The following is a 15,152-nucleotide window of genomic DNA, read 5'->3' on the forward strand; positions in this document are numbered from 1 at the left end:
AGGAGGTCCGGGCGGGCGATAGGGCGGCGGGGCAGCGCAAGCCGCCCCGCCTTGAGGTCAGAAGGTGCGGGTCAGGTTCAGCCCGTACTGGCGCGGCGGTCCGGCGTAGCGCAGGCCCGAGTTGATCGCGGCGATATAGGTCTCGTCCGTCGCATTCAGCGCATAAGCCGCCCAGGTCCAGGGCCCGGTGTTCAGGCGGAGGGAAGCGTTGACGATGTCGCGCGCGCCCAGACGATCGCCCAGGGCGGCGTTGTTGAAGATTGTCGTCCAGCTCTCGCCGATATGGGCGTAGTCCACCCGCGGCGTCAGCGTCATGTTCGTGCCGAGAGGGAAGGCGTATTCGATCCCGGCGTTGAAGGTGGCCTCGGGGGCGTAGCTCTTGGTGTTGCCCGAGATGTTGACGCAGTTGGCGCTCGCCGGACCCGTCGACGGATTGCAGACGCCCGTCCGTCCCAGCCGCGGGTCCGCGCCGAAGAAGTCGCCCATCTCGGAGCTGGACAGGGAGCCCGCGACATCGAAGGACAGGGGTCCAAACCGTCCCTGAAGCGAGGCCTCCAAACCCATGAGCGTGGTGTCGCCCTGGATGTTCTGGATGCGGCTCACCTGCGGGAACTGAGGGTCGCCGATATTGACCTGGAAGTCCTGATAGACGGTGTAATAGGCCCCGACCTGACTGCGCAGACGTCCGCCCAGCAGGGTCGATTTCCAGCCCAGTTCGTAATCTACGAGATCTTCGGGGCCGAATGTCAGGGCCGGGCGATAGAGATTGGGCGCATTCAACCCGCCGCCCTTATGACCGGTCGCCACGAAGCCGTAGACGAAGTTCGATTCGTCCACCTTCCAGTTCAGCGTGACCTTGCCGGTCACCTTGTCATCCTTGACCTCGTCGTCCTGGAAAAGGACGATCCCGAACTGCGGATAGGTCGTATAGACGTCGTCATTGGTCGAGACCGAATGGGCGTAGCGCGCGCCCAGCTGCAGCTGAAGCCGGTCCGAAATGTCGTAGCTGACCTGGCCGAAGACGGCCGCCGTCTCCTTGGGCGTATCGCCCCACAGGTAGATGTCGAGGACGTTCTCCGGGAAGCCGATCCGGTATTCGGCAGTCGGGAAGGCCTTGGCGGGGAAACGCGCCATATCGTATTGATAGTAGAGACCCAGCAGCCACTTCACCCGTTGTTGGTCCGGCGAGATCAGGTTGAACTCCTGCGACCAGACCTCTTCGTCCAGCTGATCGGCGAAGGTGTTGCTCAGGGCGGCGGTGCCGTCCAGATCTGTGGCGAAACGCGACCGGCCGGCCTGATAGCCGGTGATCGATTTCAGGGTCATGCCGCTGTCGAACACATAGCTGACGTTGACCGTGGAGCGGACGAACTCGTCATGCGCCTCGTTGGGTCCGTTCGAGGTGATCTTGAACGGGTCGTTGGTCGCCAGCGCGGGATCGGCCGGATAGCCGCCCAGGTCGATGTTGTTGTAATCCGTCTTCCACAGCACCTTCAGCGCGTCGGTCGGCTGCCACAGCAGGCTGGCGCGAACGCTGTTGGAGTCCACGACCCCGGGACGGCCGCGGTAGGGCCCGGTGACGGTGTAGAAGCTGTCTCGGGTCTCGTGATTGAACGCCAGCCGCGCGGCCAGGGTCTGCGTCAGCGGCAGGTTGATCGCCCCTTGCAGCTTGACGTCGCTGTAGTTGCCGACCTGGCCGAAGACATAGCCGTTGATGCCCGAGAAGTCGGGGTTGCGGGCGGTGATGAACACCGCCCCGCCGGTGGCGTTCGCGCCGGCAAAAGTACCCTGCGGCCCGCGCAATAGCTCCAGGCTGCCGATGTCATAATAGGGTTCTGTCTGGAAATAGGCGGGGAAGGCGGCCACGCCGTCGCGATAGGTGATGACGCCCACGCCCACCGCCGTCGTCGCCTCCGACTTGCCGATGCCGCGCACGTTGAAGAAGTTGCCTTGGCCGAAGTTCTGGATCGTCGTCGACGGCGCGGCGAACTGCAGCTGGTCGAGCGAGGTCACGGCCTTGTTGGTCAGGTCTTCCCCGCTGAGGACGGTCGCGGCGACGGCGGTCGTCTGAAGATTGCTGGTGCGCCGTTCGGCGGTGACGACCACATCGCCAAGGACCTCCGCCTGATCGGCCTGGGCCTTGGTCTCGGCGTCGTCAGCCTGCTGGGCCTGGGCGACGCCGGCCCACAACAGCACGACGGCGGACGTCGTTATCCAGAGCTTGCGGCCCATGGTCGTTCCCTTCCTCAATGTTTCCTCGGCGCTCTTCGTCGCCATGCCCGGACGTTCCCACCGATTCCGCGCCCTGTCAACTTCACTAGTCGGCGGGTGAATATTGACCGTTCGACCAGTGTCGGGTCAGATGGGCGCAACGCAGGCGATCGTCCGGCGAACATCCTTGGAGGACATCATGACCATCGCTCTCACCGGCCGCGTCGCCATTGTCACCGGAGCCGGCGGCGGCCTGGGTCGCAGTCACGCCCTCGCCCTCGCCCGCTACGGCGCCCGGGTTGTAGTCAACGACATGTCGGCTCAAGGCGCCGAAGCCGTGGTGAACGAGATCGCGGCCGCCGGCGGCGAGGCGATCGCCCATGTCTGCAGCGTCACGGACCGAGCGGCCGTCGACGCCATGGCGGCCGACGTCCTGGACCGTTGGGGCGCCGTCGACATCCTGGTCAACAATGCCGGCATCCTGCGCGACAAGACCTTCGCCAAGATGGACCTGGACGACTTCGCCGCCGTCATCGACGTCCACCTGATGGGATCGGTCAATGTCACCAAGGCTGTATGGTCCGCCATGCGCGAGCGGAACTACGGTCGCGTGATCTTCACGACCTCCTCTTCCGGCCTTTACGGGAACTTCGGCCAGTCCAACTACGGCGCCGCCAAGATGGCGCTGGTCGGCCTGATGCAGACCCTGGCCCTGGAAGGCGAACGTCACGGCATCCGCGTCAACTGTCTGGCACCCAGCGCCGCGACCCAGATGACGCAGGACCTATATTCGCCCGAGGATCTCAAGGGCTTATCGTCGGATCTTGTCAGTCCGGGAGTCGTCGCCCTGGCCGCCGAGGACGCCCCGACGCGAACCATCCTCCTTGCCGGCGCCGGCGCCTTCGAACAGGCCAATATCACGATGACCCGCGGCATCTACGTCGGTGCGGCGAATGACGCCGCGGAGCAGATTCAAGCCGGTTGGGCCCGAATTTCCGATCCTGCGGGCGAACAGACGCCAGCCTCGGGCGCCGCTCAATATCATCATGAGGTCAATCATCCCGAGCGGGTCAACCGCCACGCGTCACTCCCGCACCACGAGCCGCAACAGCGTCTTCAACCGTCAACTTGAAGGCGGATTTGAATACCGTTGATCGGCTGACGCCCTGTCAACACCTGGGCACGACCGGGAGCCGTGTTGTGTCACAGGCGGCGCCGCTCAAACCCGACACGGGTCCGGCCGATCGGTATCGGAGACAGGCCGCCGGTCGTGTCGCTCCAAGACGGGTGTGCGGTCTATCTCAATTGGCTGTCCTTGCTCCCCCGACGATTGATCGTTGAGTGGGCGATGCGACTGTCGCGACCCGACTGACAGTGCACACAAGTGGTCGCCCCGGGCATGGCGGTACGCCGGGCCGCAGGGATCTCGTCCCCGCATTCGACGCAATCCGGGGTTCCCTCGCCATTCGGCAAACCGGCCCTGGCGTTCAGAACGCCGTCGAGCACCGTGTCCTCGATCTGATCGAGAACGGCGCCATCCCGCGTCCAGCCGCCTGCCATGACCCTCTCCTGTTTTCATCGGGTTCTTGCTTCCAAATGAGAGCGTCGGGGTGACCTCACGGTTCCGGCGCGACGACGGGACCGGTGCTGCCCCTTCGGGGCGTGTATGACGCCGGCGACTCCGATGACCTCCGGCGAAAGGGCGGCGACCAAAGCCAAGATTCCTGCATCGCGGCTGCGACGGAGACGGTGATCCGCCGGCGTCGAACCGGTCGAAGCGGCTGCTGTGCGTTCGAAAGCCAAGCTCGACAAAAACCGTTCGCCCCGGTTCAGGCGAAAGCGCGGCTGCGGCTGACGACCCGACTGTCATCAGTTGCCCTCCAGTGCGAGGGGCTGCCGCTTCGCCGCTCGTGAACCGCCCCGTGGGAGGCTGGCGAGCGCTTCACACTCGACACCGGCCGACGTCGAAGGCCGACCGGGCGATGACCACGTTTTTGGCGGGAACGGCCGGCGGGCCCGTGCGGTTGTTCTGGAAAGGAGCCGCGATGACCCTCAAGACCTATGCCGTAAAACTGGGCGCCCCCTCAGGCGTCGAACGCACCGTAACCGTCTCGTCCCCCACCGACGTACAGGCGGCGGACGCCGCCCGGCCGCTGATGCGCGAGAACGAGGTCATCCTCAGCGTCGCGCAGCTTGAGGACGAGGCGGTGTCCGACGCCCTCACCCTCGACGCCGCTCCCCCGAAGAGCCAGGCCGCCGAGTTCGCCCCGGTCACACCCGGTCACGCTGCAGCGCAACAGCCCATGGCATCCACGGAGAACGGTCATGGATGATGCACGCCTATGGGGGTCGGAACAGGGTTTGTGGACCGCGAGCCCTGACCATTATCGCGAGATCATCGCACCCGAAGCGCTGATGGTTCTTCCGGACGCGCCATACGTCTTCTCGGGCGAGGCCGCAGTCGCCGCCGTCAGTCGGACGCCGCAATGGACGGAGGTCGCCTTCGAGGACCAACAGGTCTCACGTCCTCAGGAGGGATGGATCGTCATCGCCTATGGTGTTTCGGTCTCGAACGCCCAAGACCGCTACGCCGCGGTCTGCACGACGACCTATCGCCGTCTGGAGCACGACGTCTGGCGGGTGGTGCAGCACCAACAGTCCCCTCGCTCGGCCAGCTAGGTGATCATTCCGGTCTAGGCGTCTGTCGAAACGGAGCACGGTCACGGGGCCTCGACGCAGCCTCCGGTCAACCGTCCGTCGGCGTCAACGAGGCCTGCGCCGCGCGGGCTTTATGCGCGCGCAGCTCGCGGCCGCCTTGCCCTCGTGGATGATCAGCAGACATGTTCGAGTAGGAACGACGCCGAGCGATACGCCGCAACATGGCCACAGGCCCGGATACTAGCGTGTCAGCCGCCCGGATAGAGCTGGCCGTCCGAGATCTCCCTTATTTGCGCCAGCGCTCGCTCGGCGAGCAGGTCCATGTCGAAGGTCTAACTGGTCGGTCGCCCAGTCGCAGAACCGGCTTTCGACACCCGGCCTGCCAATCGCCGGCTGTGTCGATTGGGTGACGATGAGAGTCCCCCCCCCTGAGATCGTCAGCCGCTGCGGCGCTCGGCTTGATGGCTCGATCAGACTTTCGACGCGCCTGCTCAAGGAACCACCGCAAACCCAGAACATTACGGGAACACAGGAGATGATGATGACGGACAGTCACAACCCCAAACTCGAGCCCCATCCCAACGGCAACACGGAGAAGGACCCATCCGATTGGGTTACAGGCGGTGAGGCGATGACGGGCGCGCAAGCCTCGTATCTGAAGACCCTGTCGGAGGAACTTCATGCTCCAGAGGCTTTCCAGGACGACCTCATAAAGGCCGAGGCGTCGCAGCGGATTGATGATCTGAAGGATCGCCAGAGCGATTGATAGGCGAAGCGCGTCTGGCGAGAGCCCTCTGCCATCGACCAGCCTCACGCCGGTCGAACCCGCGCCTCGGCCCGACATGTCTCCTTGCGGATTGTTTTCGAAGACGTCGTCTGACGGAGGTTGTCATCAAGAGTGGTGGTCGAAGGTCCCTTCGGAGGCTCAAGCGCGCTGGCTGCCGGACAGCAAACGTGACGACGTCAGGTTCTTAGTCCGAAGCGGCTAGTCGTTTGAAGATCTAGAAAGCGCCAGGAGCGGTCATTCACTGAGCGCCGGAAGCAGGTCATTCATCGATGCGGTCTGGGCCTGGGGACGTCCGCTTTTTGGTCCGATGCTTTTGGCCGATTCCGACCCATAGCGGACCTCTGCGATGAGACTTAGGCTCACGCCATGCCAGGAACCAAGAATCTTCCAATCTATCGCGTCCTCTTGCGTGGAGAGGGCATAGACAACGACGGCGAGTGGGTCGGTTTCTTCACCACACGGCAGGCAAAGGCCGTATCGAAAGAAGCAGCGGAAGCTGACGTCGTTGCTGCGTTTCTCGTCGATTGGCGCGACGAAGTTTGCGGTTCGATGACCACAATGCGGACCGTCCAGCCCGTCGAGAGTAAGCAGCTTAAGACCGCCTGGTTCAATCGCCCTCGAGGTGGCTTTACCTTTTTCAATGACGCCCAAGACGCCGAAGATGCAGCTTTGCGCATTGAGCGACGCGCTGGGGGTTACGGCAGCTGAGGGGGAGTCCGTTTCCCACCCTTAGCTGACGCCGACCGCGACCGCTTGCAGGCTGAAACGTCTACGTCTGCTTTCAACACGTCAGACTAAGTCCGAAATCGACCCATTGCAGACGTCGGAGCGCGCCTTAGACTTCAGGCATGACCGACTTTGATCCAGATAGCCCGAACGACGCTTGGCAGCTGAGGTTGTCGGACGTCGTGTGGCGTTTCGGACAGGACCTAAAGGCCCTTCATCAAACCAACCCCTGGCTCGATCAGCCCCTCCTGCCCCAAGCGATCAACAGCCTGATGACCGAGCTTTGGGACGCTGGATTCAGTCAGACTGAAATCCGGGACGCCTTCGCCGCCGCAATTGCTGATATGCCCCGCTACGCCGCTGGCGAAGAACGGCGACCGTAGGTCTGTTTTCCACCCTAAGCAGACTTTTGGGCAGTCCGCTCTCCAAAGAACTGCCCGAAAGCCGGCTTAGAGGTCGATCTGTTCCGATATCTCCAAAGCGTCATCGACTTCGATGCCGAGGTATCTAACGGTGCTTTCCAGCTTTCCGTGACCGAGCAGAAGCTGACACGCGCGCAGATTTCCGGTCTTTTTGTAAATCAACGCTACCTTTGTCCGTCGCAGGCTGTGGGTCCCATACGCACTTGGGTTTAGGTCGATCATTCTTACCCAAGTATCGACCAGCCGAGCATACTGGCGCGTGCCTATGTGCGCGCCCTCTTTGCTACGGCTGGGAAACAGCCAGTCGTCGCGTCGGCGCCCCCGGCGCTCCAGCCAATGCGCTAGCGCCTCCCTCGCGGCCTCAGTTATCTCGAACGGGACCGGGCGACCTGTCTTCTGCTGAATGATGGTCGAGCGCTGGCGAATGGCTCCGCCTTGAGCGATATCCGCTAGCCGAAGCTTCACCAGATCACAGCCTCGGAGCTTCGCGTCCAGCGCGATGTTGAACATCGCCAGATCCCGGACCGATCCGACCGATTTGAGATGCTGTCGGATTGCCCAGATGTGCTTAGGCTTGAGTGGGGCCTTGGCTCCAGTCATCCGACCAGCATTCCAGGGCTTACGAGGTAGACAAAAAAGATCGGGCTGGCTCATGGCCACCTCCCACGATCAACGCCCCCTCCTCACTATACGCTTCAGACAGCGCTGAGGCGCCAAAGCCGGACCTTCATTCCTAAGCGCAAGCCGGACATCGGCTGGCGTTATCCAGCCTGCAGCGCCGCAAGAAGCTCTGCTGCTAAGCGCGGGGCGATCAACGGAAGCCTAGTTGCCCAAGCCGCTCCACAACCTTAGCCTTCAAAGATGCTTGGAGCCTGCGGGGGCGCTTGGCGCCGCGGGTTGATGTGGAGACGAATGTTGCTGATCAAGGCATCGGCTGGGGCCCTCGGGATCCTGGCTCTCCTCTTCCTGTGTTATGTCGCTGGAAAGAAGGGCGTGACTGGATCTGAGATGGCGTCCTGGGTTCAGGCGGTGTTCGCCGTCGTAGCGATCGGTGCAAGCGCTGTCTTTTTCGCTCGGCAGCAGCGGGCCGAGCGTAGACGGCTGGAAGATGAACGGCGCGACACCGCGCGAAGCGCGGGTGAGATGAGCGCACACGCCCTAAATCTCGTTGCGGTTCGCTTGGAAGCTTGCCTGCACGGAAAGGCACTATTCAATCTGCGTGGAGCTCAAACAACGGAAATGGTCCAAGCCATGCGCGAACTGGAACTTGGCAGATTAGACCCGAATCTAATCAAGCACTTCGCATACCTGCGGGCGGGCGTCTTCGCGATCAATACTCGCATTACCGAGATTTATACGACCGAGAAAACGAAGCCGTCACTCCGGTCAAAACGGACTGAGCGGCTCAAGAGTGCCGCGCGAGTTCTCGATGCAGCGCGCCAAAACTACCGGGACTACCAAGACGAGATCGGCCCTAAGACCATCCTACCCATACCCGACATTCCCTCGTCGCTGGATGACTTTCTCCGGGAAGCAACGGCTGAGACCCAAAGCCACCCCGATGCGTACGATTGACCTGATCAGCAGCTCTGGCATGCGTCCAATCAAGCAGCATTGCGCCAGAAGGAGACACACCGTCTCTGCGCGAAACACGACATCTCAACCTAGTTCTCGTCCACGTCGACTTCTCTCAAGGTGAGCGTCTCCATCGCGCCGGACAGGTTCTGATGAACGATGAAGCTCCCTCTGACCGTCATCCTCACGACCCCCGTGCCGCCGTGGGTCTTCGGGGCGTTCTCGCGAGGGGAGTTCACCAAAATCTCAAGGGTTGATGGGCAATCGTCTGTGAGGCCTTCACCCCAGCGATGGTGATGGGGGATCCGCAGCGGCCTGTTGAAAATCTTGCCATCAAGCAAATCGAAGGTGCCGCCCGCCGCAAGGAATTCCGCTTCGCTCTGCCCCTGCGCGGGGTAGGCGTTATTGCATTTGTTGAGCGTATCGTAATGCTCAACAAAGAACGGACTGAAATCGAAGACCGTGTTCACGACAACCTTCTCCCCGTCGTTCTTTCGCAGGAACCGAAGAAACTCATCATTGATCTGATTGTACTCGTTAAAATAGACGGCTTCCGCCTTGAACTCCGGCGGTCGGTCGGCCTCTGATCTGTACAGGGTCCACAACGTAATCAGGAAACCCCCGATCGTGATCGATGCGACCACGCCGCTCCAGAATTTTTGCCTTGGCGTCAAAATCAAGTCCTCCCACAACGTTGCTCAGCACGGGGCGCAACGAAGCCTAAGACTCAGGTTCGCCGGGGGCGGTCCCATTGAGCTCCGGCTCTGATGCTTTCTTCGGGCGAGACCAAAAGCTGATTCGGCAATGGCTAGGCAGTACGATGTCGGCCGATGCTGTGCGGCACCAGCCGTCTCACATCGAGTCCGGCGTGCGCCAACAGCGGAAATACGATTTGGCTTGAGATCTGGACGTTGGCAGCTGCTTAGGTCAGGGGGCTGCTGTCTGCCCATACAGGGCCCGCCGGGTCCGCACAGCGGATCCGACAAGACGTCAGAGGGCGTTTTGCTCAGAGAGTTCTGGAGCGTCGTTCATTTCGATGCTGACTAGAAGCGCACCACTAGCGACTTTGATCCTGTTGCAGAAAGCCTGCTCCGCGCACGCCGCCATCAACCAGGATGTCGGTGATCAGCGTAATCGTTTCGCGATGGCTGGCAGTGAGGATATCGGCCCTCTTGGCGAGGACGAGTTTCAGGACCTCAACAGTCTCGTCGCCATTGCTCTTCCAGAAGTCCTGATCCTGCTTTTTCTCCACAGCGATTGTCCCTAGCCATTCAAGGCCGGGCGTAGGCATGAGATCGAGGCCGCCGCGTTTGAAGAACCGGAGAACGCCTAGGTAAAGGGTCGAGTTGATGCCAAACGTTTTGATGGCCCGCTCCACAATCGGCACGAAGCGCTGCAGTGGTTTCCACCCTTCATCGATAACGCAGACCAGCGGCCGGAAGTCGCCGCTGAAACAGAACAGCAGGATGAAGACGCAGAGCGAGTACTCGCGATCAACATGTCGCCGCTGACGCGCCTCAGGGTTGGCAAAAATCCAGTCAGCGATCTTTTCCCAGATGCTAAATGCATCGTCCGAGAACTCTGCTGGCGGCAACAGCGTGTGGGCCAAAAACGATGGTGCGAAACTCTGCATCATCAACAGGGCCGTCTCGTTATCAGCCCCAAAAATCGGATTGAGAATGATGCGTTCAACCTCTGACGGTGTCAGGTGGCCGCTGACTTTGCCTAGCCAGTGTGAGAACGCGAACACCCACTCGAAGGGTGTGTTTCCCCGGTTGTCCCGACGCGTGTCCGCGAAGGGTGGCACGATTTCCTGAATCGTCATCGCCAGCAGCTGCTCGACCATCAGCAGGAACTGCTCCCGTCGTCTCGCTGACGAGAGCAAGGGCGGGATATCCGCCCGCAGGATGGTTTTCTCGGCGAAGTGCCAATCGAACATTTCGTCATTACGAGCGTAGCCGAAAGCTTCGGGGTCGCCTCGTAGCTCTGGCGGCAGCATGAGCCAGGGAAGTGGGATGGGAGTGAGGTCAACATCTTCACCGGCAGCGAGAAGGCGCTCAGCCTCCCCCAACAGGCGCATATTGTGGGCGGCCTCCGGCTCATCCCAATACGGCGCATGCCTGCTGCCGATTTGGCCATCCTCATAGATCGACTGGCGAACAAATAGCGCGAACAGCGCCCAGTAGAAGTCCGGTAAGGCCTCTGCGAAAGTACTCGCGGTGGCAAGAACTGCCTGATTGACCACTTCAAAGGGATCTACGGCCAAGTTCAGAAGGGCATCTTGGCATCGTGCAACCTCATGCCCTCGGGCCAACATCGCACCGTACCCGTGAACGGCAAAGATGAGGGGGTCCATGGACAGCATGCTTCCGCGATAAGCGTGATCCTCCGAGCTGACCGATGTGGCCGCGCGCTGGAGCGTGTCCAGTGCCCATGCGGCACCCTCGGCCGACCACTCGCCATCATCGGCAAAGCGCGCGAAAGCAAACGCTGCCCCCGCCACGGCGGCTTTACGATTCCCGGCGTTGTAGGTCGCGTCGGGACGCTCGAAGAGATCGTCGGCATCCAGAGCCAAAGCCTCAGCTAGAGCTTCGGCAACGGTGAGCCCGGGTTGAATAACGCCTTCGTCCAGGGACTTTTGTGCCCACAGAGCGATCCGAAGGAACCGGTTCAGTTCCTCGTATTCCGTTCGCTGGCGCACATGCTCGGGTGAGTTCGCCGAAGGAGGGTCGTTCCAGAACTTGATCTGTTTGCCGTCCTCTGTCGGCTCTGAATGCCAGTACTGAGGGTCAGCCTGCTCGACGTACCAGCCCATGCGCTTTTGGAGCTCGGCCGCAAAGTCTGCGTCGTCCCGGTCTTCCTCATACTCGAAAGGCAAGTTCGACGTGAAAGCTCGAATGCCCTCTGTGTAACGGGCCTTCACTGACGCGTCGTGCCAGAACACATAATAGGGCACCATGTCGCGAATAAAGCCCGCGCGATGCGGCCGGCGGTTCAGTCCCCGCACCGCTTCCAGCAAATGACGATGGCGGCTCCAGTCACCGATTTCGTTCGACGGCATCGAGCTCTGATCATGGACCGACCGGGCCAAGTCCCATTGCCAGATGTGCGGGCAGGTGATGAGCGGCAGCGCCGCCTCAACGGATTTGTCTTGGTGCGCCATAGCAAGGCTCACGGCGAGACCCAGTGCCGCCACACACTCGTTCCCTTCGAGCACCTTTTTCATCACGTCAGTGAAATTATCGCCGTCGTCGATACGCTCGAACGCCCAAAGCTCGAGCGCCATTAGGGCGCACTGGCTCGCGTGGTTACCCCAGCTCCCACGAAACCAAGTGTAGACCTGTCCATCGCCCCAGAAGGTCTGCTTGCCCCAGCTGAACTCAACGTCAACAGGGAGGGGCGTAACCGCCTCTCGATGGTAACCCGGATGCTGCCGTAGCCATCTCCACACATCGACCGAGTGGTTGCAGATAGCCCGCACGAGCCGAAGGCCTTCGGCTTCGTGGTGCCGAAGCAGCGCTAGAAACGGCGGTTGGTACGGCGAGGCTGGGTAGAAACTCTGATGTGCCTCGACGCCAAGCTCCCCGCTATTCAGCCGGGAGTGCTCACGCGCCCTTGCGCTGCTCTTCGGATGAACGAGGCAAGCCGCGATGATGTAATCGACCATCTCGGCCGGCAGCGCCCGACCAACCGACGCACTCGCGGCGAGTATCTTGTCCCGATACATATGGCCGAGGCGATCTGTGGCGCGCGCCTTTAGGTACGCCGCGACCAACTCCGGGACATCGCCTGCGGAAGATAGGAACAGCGTTCGTAGCGCTGCCTCCAAGCCACGCTCTTCGTCGCTGTCGAAGGCAACGCCAAACGGGTCTCGCCGATCTCGGAACTGCTCGGGGTGAAGGGCTGCCTCAAACTCTTCGAGCCACCGGTGAGCGATCCCGCCAATGCGGCGGCAGTGTCGAACGTTCTGGCCGGCACAGGCCTGCTGCCATGTCGAAAAAACCGGCACCAAATCAGGGATGAGTTCAGGGGAAGGGCTTGGGCTTTCCGCGAAGAACCAGTCGAAAAAACGCACCCAGGTCAGCGGTTTCGGCCATGCGGTGGCATGAGCGAATTGGACCCTCTCTTCCGGATCGAGATTGGGGAACGTCGTCTCGTCGAGAAACGTGCTGTTTGGCAGGACTTCTAATGTCCGAAGCGCGTTCAGAAGCTTCTTCAAGCCCTCATTTTCGTCGCGGCGGAGGTAGGCCGAAAGCTTCGTGAGCGCTTCCTTAGTTCGGGTAGTTCTCAGACAGGACGTCAGAACCGCCCGTTGCCAAACAGGTCGCAGAGACGGATCGGCCAAATCCTCATAGAGACTTTGCCATTCAGCCTCAGTGGCGTTCGTTTCGAGCTGAAATGACCCTACGAGTTGGACCGGCCGGACGAGCTCCTGGGGCTCGCCGACGGCTTTTAGCGCGGGCGCGATAGCCGGCAGTTGCCCAATCAGCCATTCGCACAGAGCCCATTCTTCATAGATGTCATGGGCGAAGCTGACACTGTGTCCGAGCAGTCGATCTCGCAGGACACCTTTAGACTTCAGGTCGTCGAGCGGCTCGGGGGCGATACCCCGTATCGAAATCGGTTGAGCCGGCGTAGCGGCGTATCGCTCAGCCAAGGATAGTAAAGCGTTTCGCCGGTGCTGAGCGGGAGTGAATCCCGGCTCATCTGCTCCACCATGCGCCCACCAAAGTTTGAGCAGCTCCACCTCAGAGGCCGGGAGCGCTGTCGTTCCTTCGCGCCCCGCCAACTTGAGGATTGCTTCGAGGAAAAATGGACGCCGAAGAATGACGTCCGCGTTGCCTCCTTCAAGAAACAGTGGCCGTAGGCGAGGAAACTCGCTCGCGATGACCCCTAACTCGTCATCTCCCAAGGCCGGCACAGTGACGGATCGAACCGGAAGCAGCCGCAAGGCCTCAGGGTCGAGCCACGTCGCAATGTGATCCAAGTTCTGCTCACGAACAGTGACGACGATCCTCCAGTTCGCCAAGGACACTTCGGTCGCTACCGCTCGAACCAAATCGTTGATGGTCAGTTGCGATGCGGGGTCGGTGATTTTATCGATCCCATCGATGAACAGGATCGGCTCCGAGGCCGCGCCCATCTCCGATAGCAAGTCGACCAAGTCGCCCGTGACCCCTAACTGGCCGGCGTGCGCGCCCCATCCTCGCGGTTGAACCCTGTTGTCCTTCAGGACGAAGACAGGTCCGATCTCGGCCGTCTCCTCGGCCAGCTGCCGGAGGAGCGCCGACTTGCCGCTGCCAGGCTCCCCGTCGATCTGAACGAACCGTGCAGTGGCGAGCGCGTCTTGGACCTGCTCGTAGGGTCCGGCACGGTTCAGGCGCAGCCCATGGATGTCCGACTTGATCCCATCGAGCGCGCGCTTCGATTCCCGGTCCAGCGTTTGGACATCACCCCAGTGGGTCCCGGCAAAGGAGGACGGTAAGCCCGTCGTCGCCAAGTGAGCGGCCAGCAACTGCCGTGTCGCTCCGCCACCTACGGGCGTCATCTCGCCGACGTAGGCAATCAACCCTGACCAAATGGCTGCGGCTTGCTCCCGCTGATCGGCAGCAAGCCCATGGCGAAGTCGATCGATCGCACCCTCAACGTCGCGCGACGCATCGCCGAGATCGAAATCAAAATGGAGGATCTGAAACGATTTTAGAAAGCGCCACGCGGCGTCATCATCAACGGCTTCGCCAGCAATACCATCTAAGATTTTGCGCGTAGTCTCGACGAACTTTCGCTGATCCTTGTGAGAAAAGTCTGGGCGGGATATTCGCTCGAAAAAAATTCCCAGCGTTCGGACTGTGTGCCGCCCAAGTCAGTACTGATCGGTAGTATTTGTCGGCGCGTGCGTTGTACGAACTGATCGCCACCGCGAGGCGATGAAGCTCAGCGTCGAAGGCCGGAGACAAGAAGGTGCTCCATGCCTGCTTTAGAACTGCCAGCCACTCCTTGTCGTTTTCCGTGAACGACAGCGAGCTCTTCGCCTGGACGGAGAGCTTAGTCGTCCGGCCGTCCAGGGCGACGCCCGTGATGACCACATCGTCTAGCGGTTCGCCGAAGGCGGCCCTCTGAGTAACCACTTCCCTTGCATAAAGACCCGGCAGGGCCCTCGCGGGGCTCTCCGATAGAGCAGCGGCTAAATAATACGCGACTACCCTCGCCTCGAAGTGTGTGCCGCCGCCACCTGTTGAATCTGGGCTCGCCATCGGTGCTCATCTGCTGGTGAGTTGGAAGCATAACGGAGGGTGAGCACAAACCAAGAACTTCTTCCCGGTTATCCAACGATCTCGAAGTCATGACGGGCATCGGCGGGCCAAAGGCAACCCCGGAAGCGGACGTTGCTAACCGCCGAGATGAGTCAAGGCCAGACGTAGCTGGAGCGCTCACGCCTGACCTTGTTGGCGATGGCGCTCGAACGCGGTCTTTGCGCGGTCGCGACTCCACATTCGTCGGCCTGCGTGTCAGGGTTCGGCCGGGAGGACCGACTGATGGCGACACGCAAGACCCTCATCAGATCGCGCGCCGGCGTTCGCCTTCAACGCATCGAGCATCTGGCCCGGCAGCAGGTGGTCCAGTCGTCCTGGCGGCTTTCGACCCTGCGCCAAAACCCGCCACGCTCATTTGCCGATGAGATGGAAGCGGAGGACGCCTTCGACATGGAGGTCATCGCTTCGCTGACCGATCCCATCATCATGGACATGCAGCGTCGCGGACTGATCGACTGA

Annotated in this window: 13 protein-coding genes; 8 read left to right on the top strand and 5 right to left on the bottom strand. The window is 61.4% G+C overall.

What is annotated here, in order from left to right:
* Window positions 1–57 precede the first annotated feature (57 nt).
* The gene (locus tag BLR19_RS13635) at window positions 58–2,277 is read right to left on the bottom strand and encodes a TonB-dependent receptor (RefSeq protein WP_091752150.1); all 2,220 of its coding nucleotides are present in this window, start codon (window positions 2,275–2,277) and stop codon (window positions 58–60) included.
* A 133-nt stretch (window positions 2,278–2,410) separates the two neighbouring features.
* Between BLR19_RS13635 and BLR19_RS13640 the strand changes: the two genes are divergently transcribed.
* A complete protein-coding gene (locus tag BLR19_RS13640) occupies window positions 2,411–3,343 on the top strand; it encodes an SDR family NAD(P)-dependent oxidoreductase (RefSeq protein ID WP_091752270.1) in 933 nt (310 codons plus the stop codon).
* A gap of 164 nt (window positions 3,344–3,507) precedes the next feature.
* Here BLR19_RS13640 and BLR19_RS13645 read toward each other — a convergent pair whose 3' ends face one another.
* Window positions 3,508–3,771, bottom strand: coding sequence for a DksA/TraR family C4-type zinc finger protein (locus BLR19_RS13645; RefSeq protein WP_091752153.1), 264 nt, complete (start codon window positions 3,769–3,771; stop codon window positions 3,508–3,510).
* A 485-nt stretch (window positions 3,772–4,256) separates the two neighbouring features.
* Between BLR19_RS13645 and BLR19_RS13650 the strand changes: the two genes are divergently transcribed.
* The 5 genes from BLR19_RS13650 to BLR19_RS13670 all read left to right on the top strand — a co-directional run bounded on the left by BLR19_RS13650 (window position 4,257) and on the right by BLR19_RS13670 (window position 6,765).
* The gene (locus BLR19_RS13650) at window positions 4,257–4,544 is read left to right on the top strand and encodes a hypothetical protein (RefSeq protein ID WP_091752273.1); all 288 of its coding nucleotides are present in this window, start codon (window positions 4,257–4,259) and stop codon (window positions 4,542–4,544) included.
* Window positions 4,537–4,890, top strand: coding sequence for a nuclear transport factor 2 family protein (locus BLR19_RS13655; RefSeq protein ID WP_091752155.1), 354 nt, complete (start codon window positions 4,537–4,539; stop codon window positions 4,888–4,890). Before BLR19_RS13650 ends, BLR19_RS13655 begins: the two co-directional genes overlap by 8 nt.
* A gap of 391 nt (window positions 4,891–5,281) precedes the next feature.
* Complete coding sequence (locus BLR19_RS15015; protein WP_255366678.1) at window positions 5,282–5,635, top strand: DUF3072 domain-containing protein; 354 nt, start codon at window positions 5,282–5,284, stop codon at window positions 5,633–5,635.
* Between the two features lie 387 nt (window positions 5,636–6,022).
* Window positions 6,023–6,364, top strand: a complete 342-nt coding sequence (locus BLR19_RS13665; protein WP_143007389.1) for a hypothetical protein — start codon at window positions 6,023–6,025, stop codon at window positions 6,362–6,364.
* A 140-nt stretch (window positions 6,365–6,504) separates the two neighbouring features.
* Window positions 6,505–6,765, top strand: a complete 261-nt coding sequence (locus tag BLR19_RS13670; protein ID WP_091752161.1) for a hypothetical protein — start codon at window positions 6,505–6,507, stop codon at window positions 6,763–6,765.
* A gap of 66 nt (window positions 6,766–6,831) precedes the next feature.
* Here BLR19_RS13670 and BLR19_RS13675 read toward each other — a convergent pair whose 3' ends face one another.
* Window positions 6,832–7,458 carry a tyrosine-type recombinase/integrase gene (locus tag BLR19_RS13675; protein ID WP_091752164.1) on the bottom strand — a complete coding sequence of 209 codons (627 nt, stop codon included), beginning with the start codon at window positions 7,456–7,458 and terminating at the stop codon, window positions 6,832–6,834.
* Window positions 7,459–7,716: 258 nt separating this feature from the next.
* Here BLR19_RS13675 and BLR19_RS13680 point away from each other — a divergent pair, with 258 nt between their 5' ends.
* Window positions 7,717–8,379: a hypothetical protein gene (locus tag BLR19_RS13680; RefSeq protein ID WP_091752168.1), complete on the top strand. Its 663-nt coding sequence runs from the start codon at window positions 7,717–7,719 to the stop codon at window positions 8,377–8,379.
* Between the two features lie 89 nt (window positions 8,380–8,468).
* Here the strand turns inward: BLR19_RS13680 and BLR19_RS13685 are convergent, their stop codons facing one another.
* Both BLR19_RS13685 and BLR19_RS13690 read right to left on the bottom strand, forming a co-directional pair.
* Window positions 8,469–9,023, bottom strand: a complete 555-nt coding sequence (locus BLR19_RS13685) for a hypothetical protein (RefSeq protein ID WP_143007390.1) — start codon at window positions 9,021–9,023, stop codon at window positions 8,469–8,471.
* Window positions 9,024–9,436: 413 nt separating this feature from the next.
* Window positions 9,437–13,948, bottom strand: coding sequence for an NACHT domain-containing protein (locus BLR19_RS13690; RefSeq protein ID WP_091752174.1), 4,512 nt, complete (start codon window positions 13,946–13,948; stop codon window positions 9,437–9,439).
* Window positions 13,949–14,915: 967 nt separating this feature from the next.
* Here BLR19_RS13690 and BLR19_RS13695 point away from each other — a divergent pair.
* The gene (locus BLR19_RS13695; RefSeq protein ID WP_039247177.1) at window positions 14,916–15,152 is read left to right on the top strand and encodes a hypothetical protein; all 237 of its coding nucleotides are present in this window, start codon (window positions 14,916–14,918) and stop codon (window positions 15,150–15,152) included.

Origin of the sequence: Brevundimonas sp. 374 (genome assembly GCF_900102995.1) — a bacterium.
Taxonomy (GTDB): domain Bacteria; phylum Pseudomonadota; class Alphaproteobacteria; order Caulobacterales; family Caulobacteraceae; genus Brevundimonas; species Brevundimonas vesicularis_C.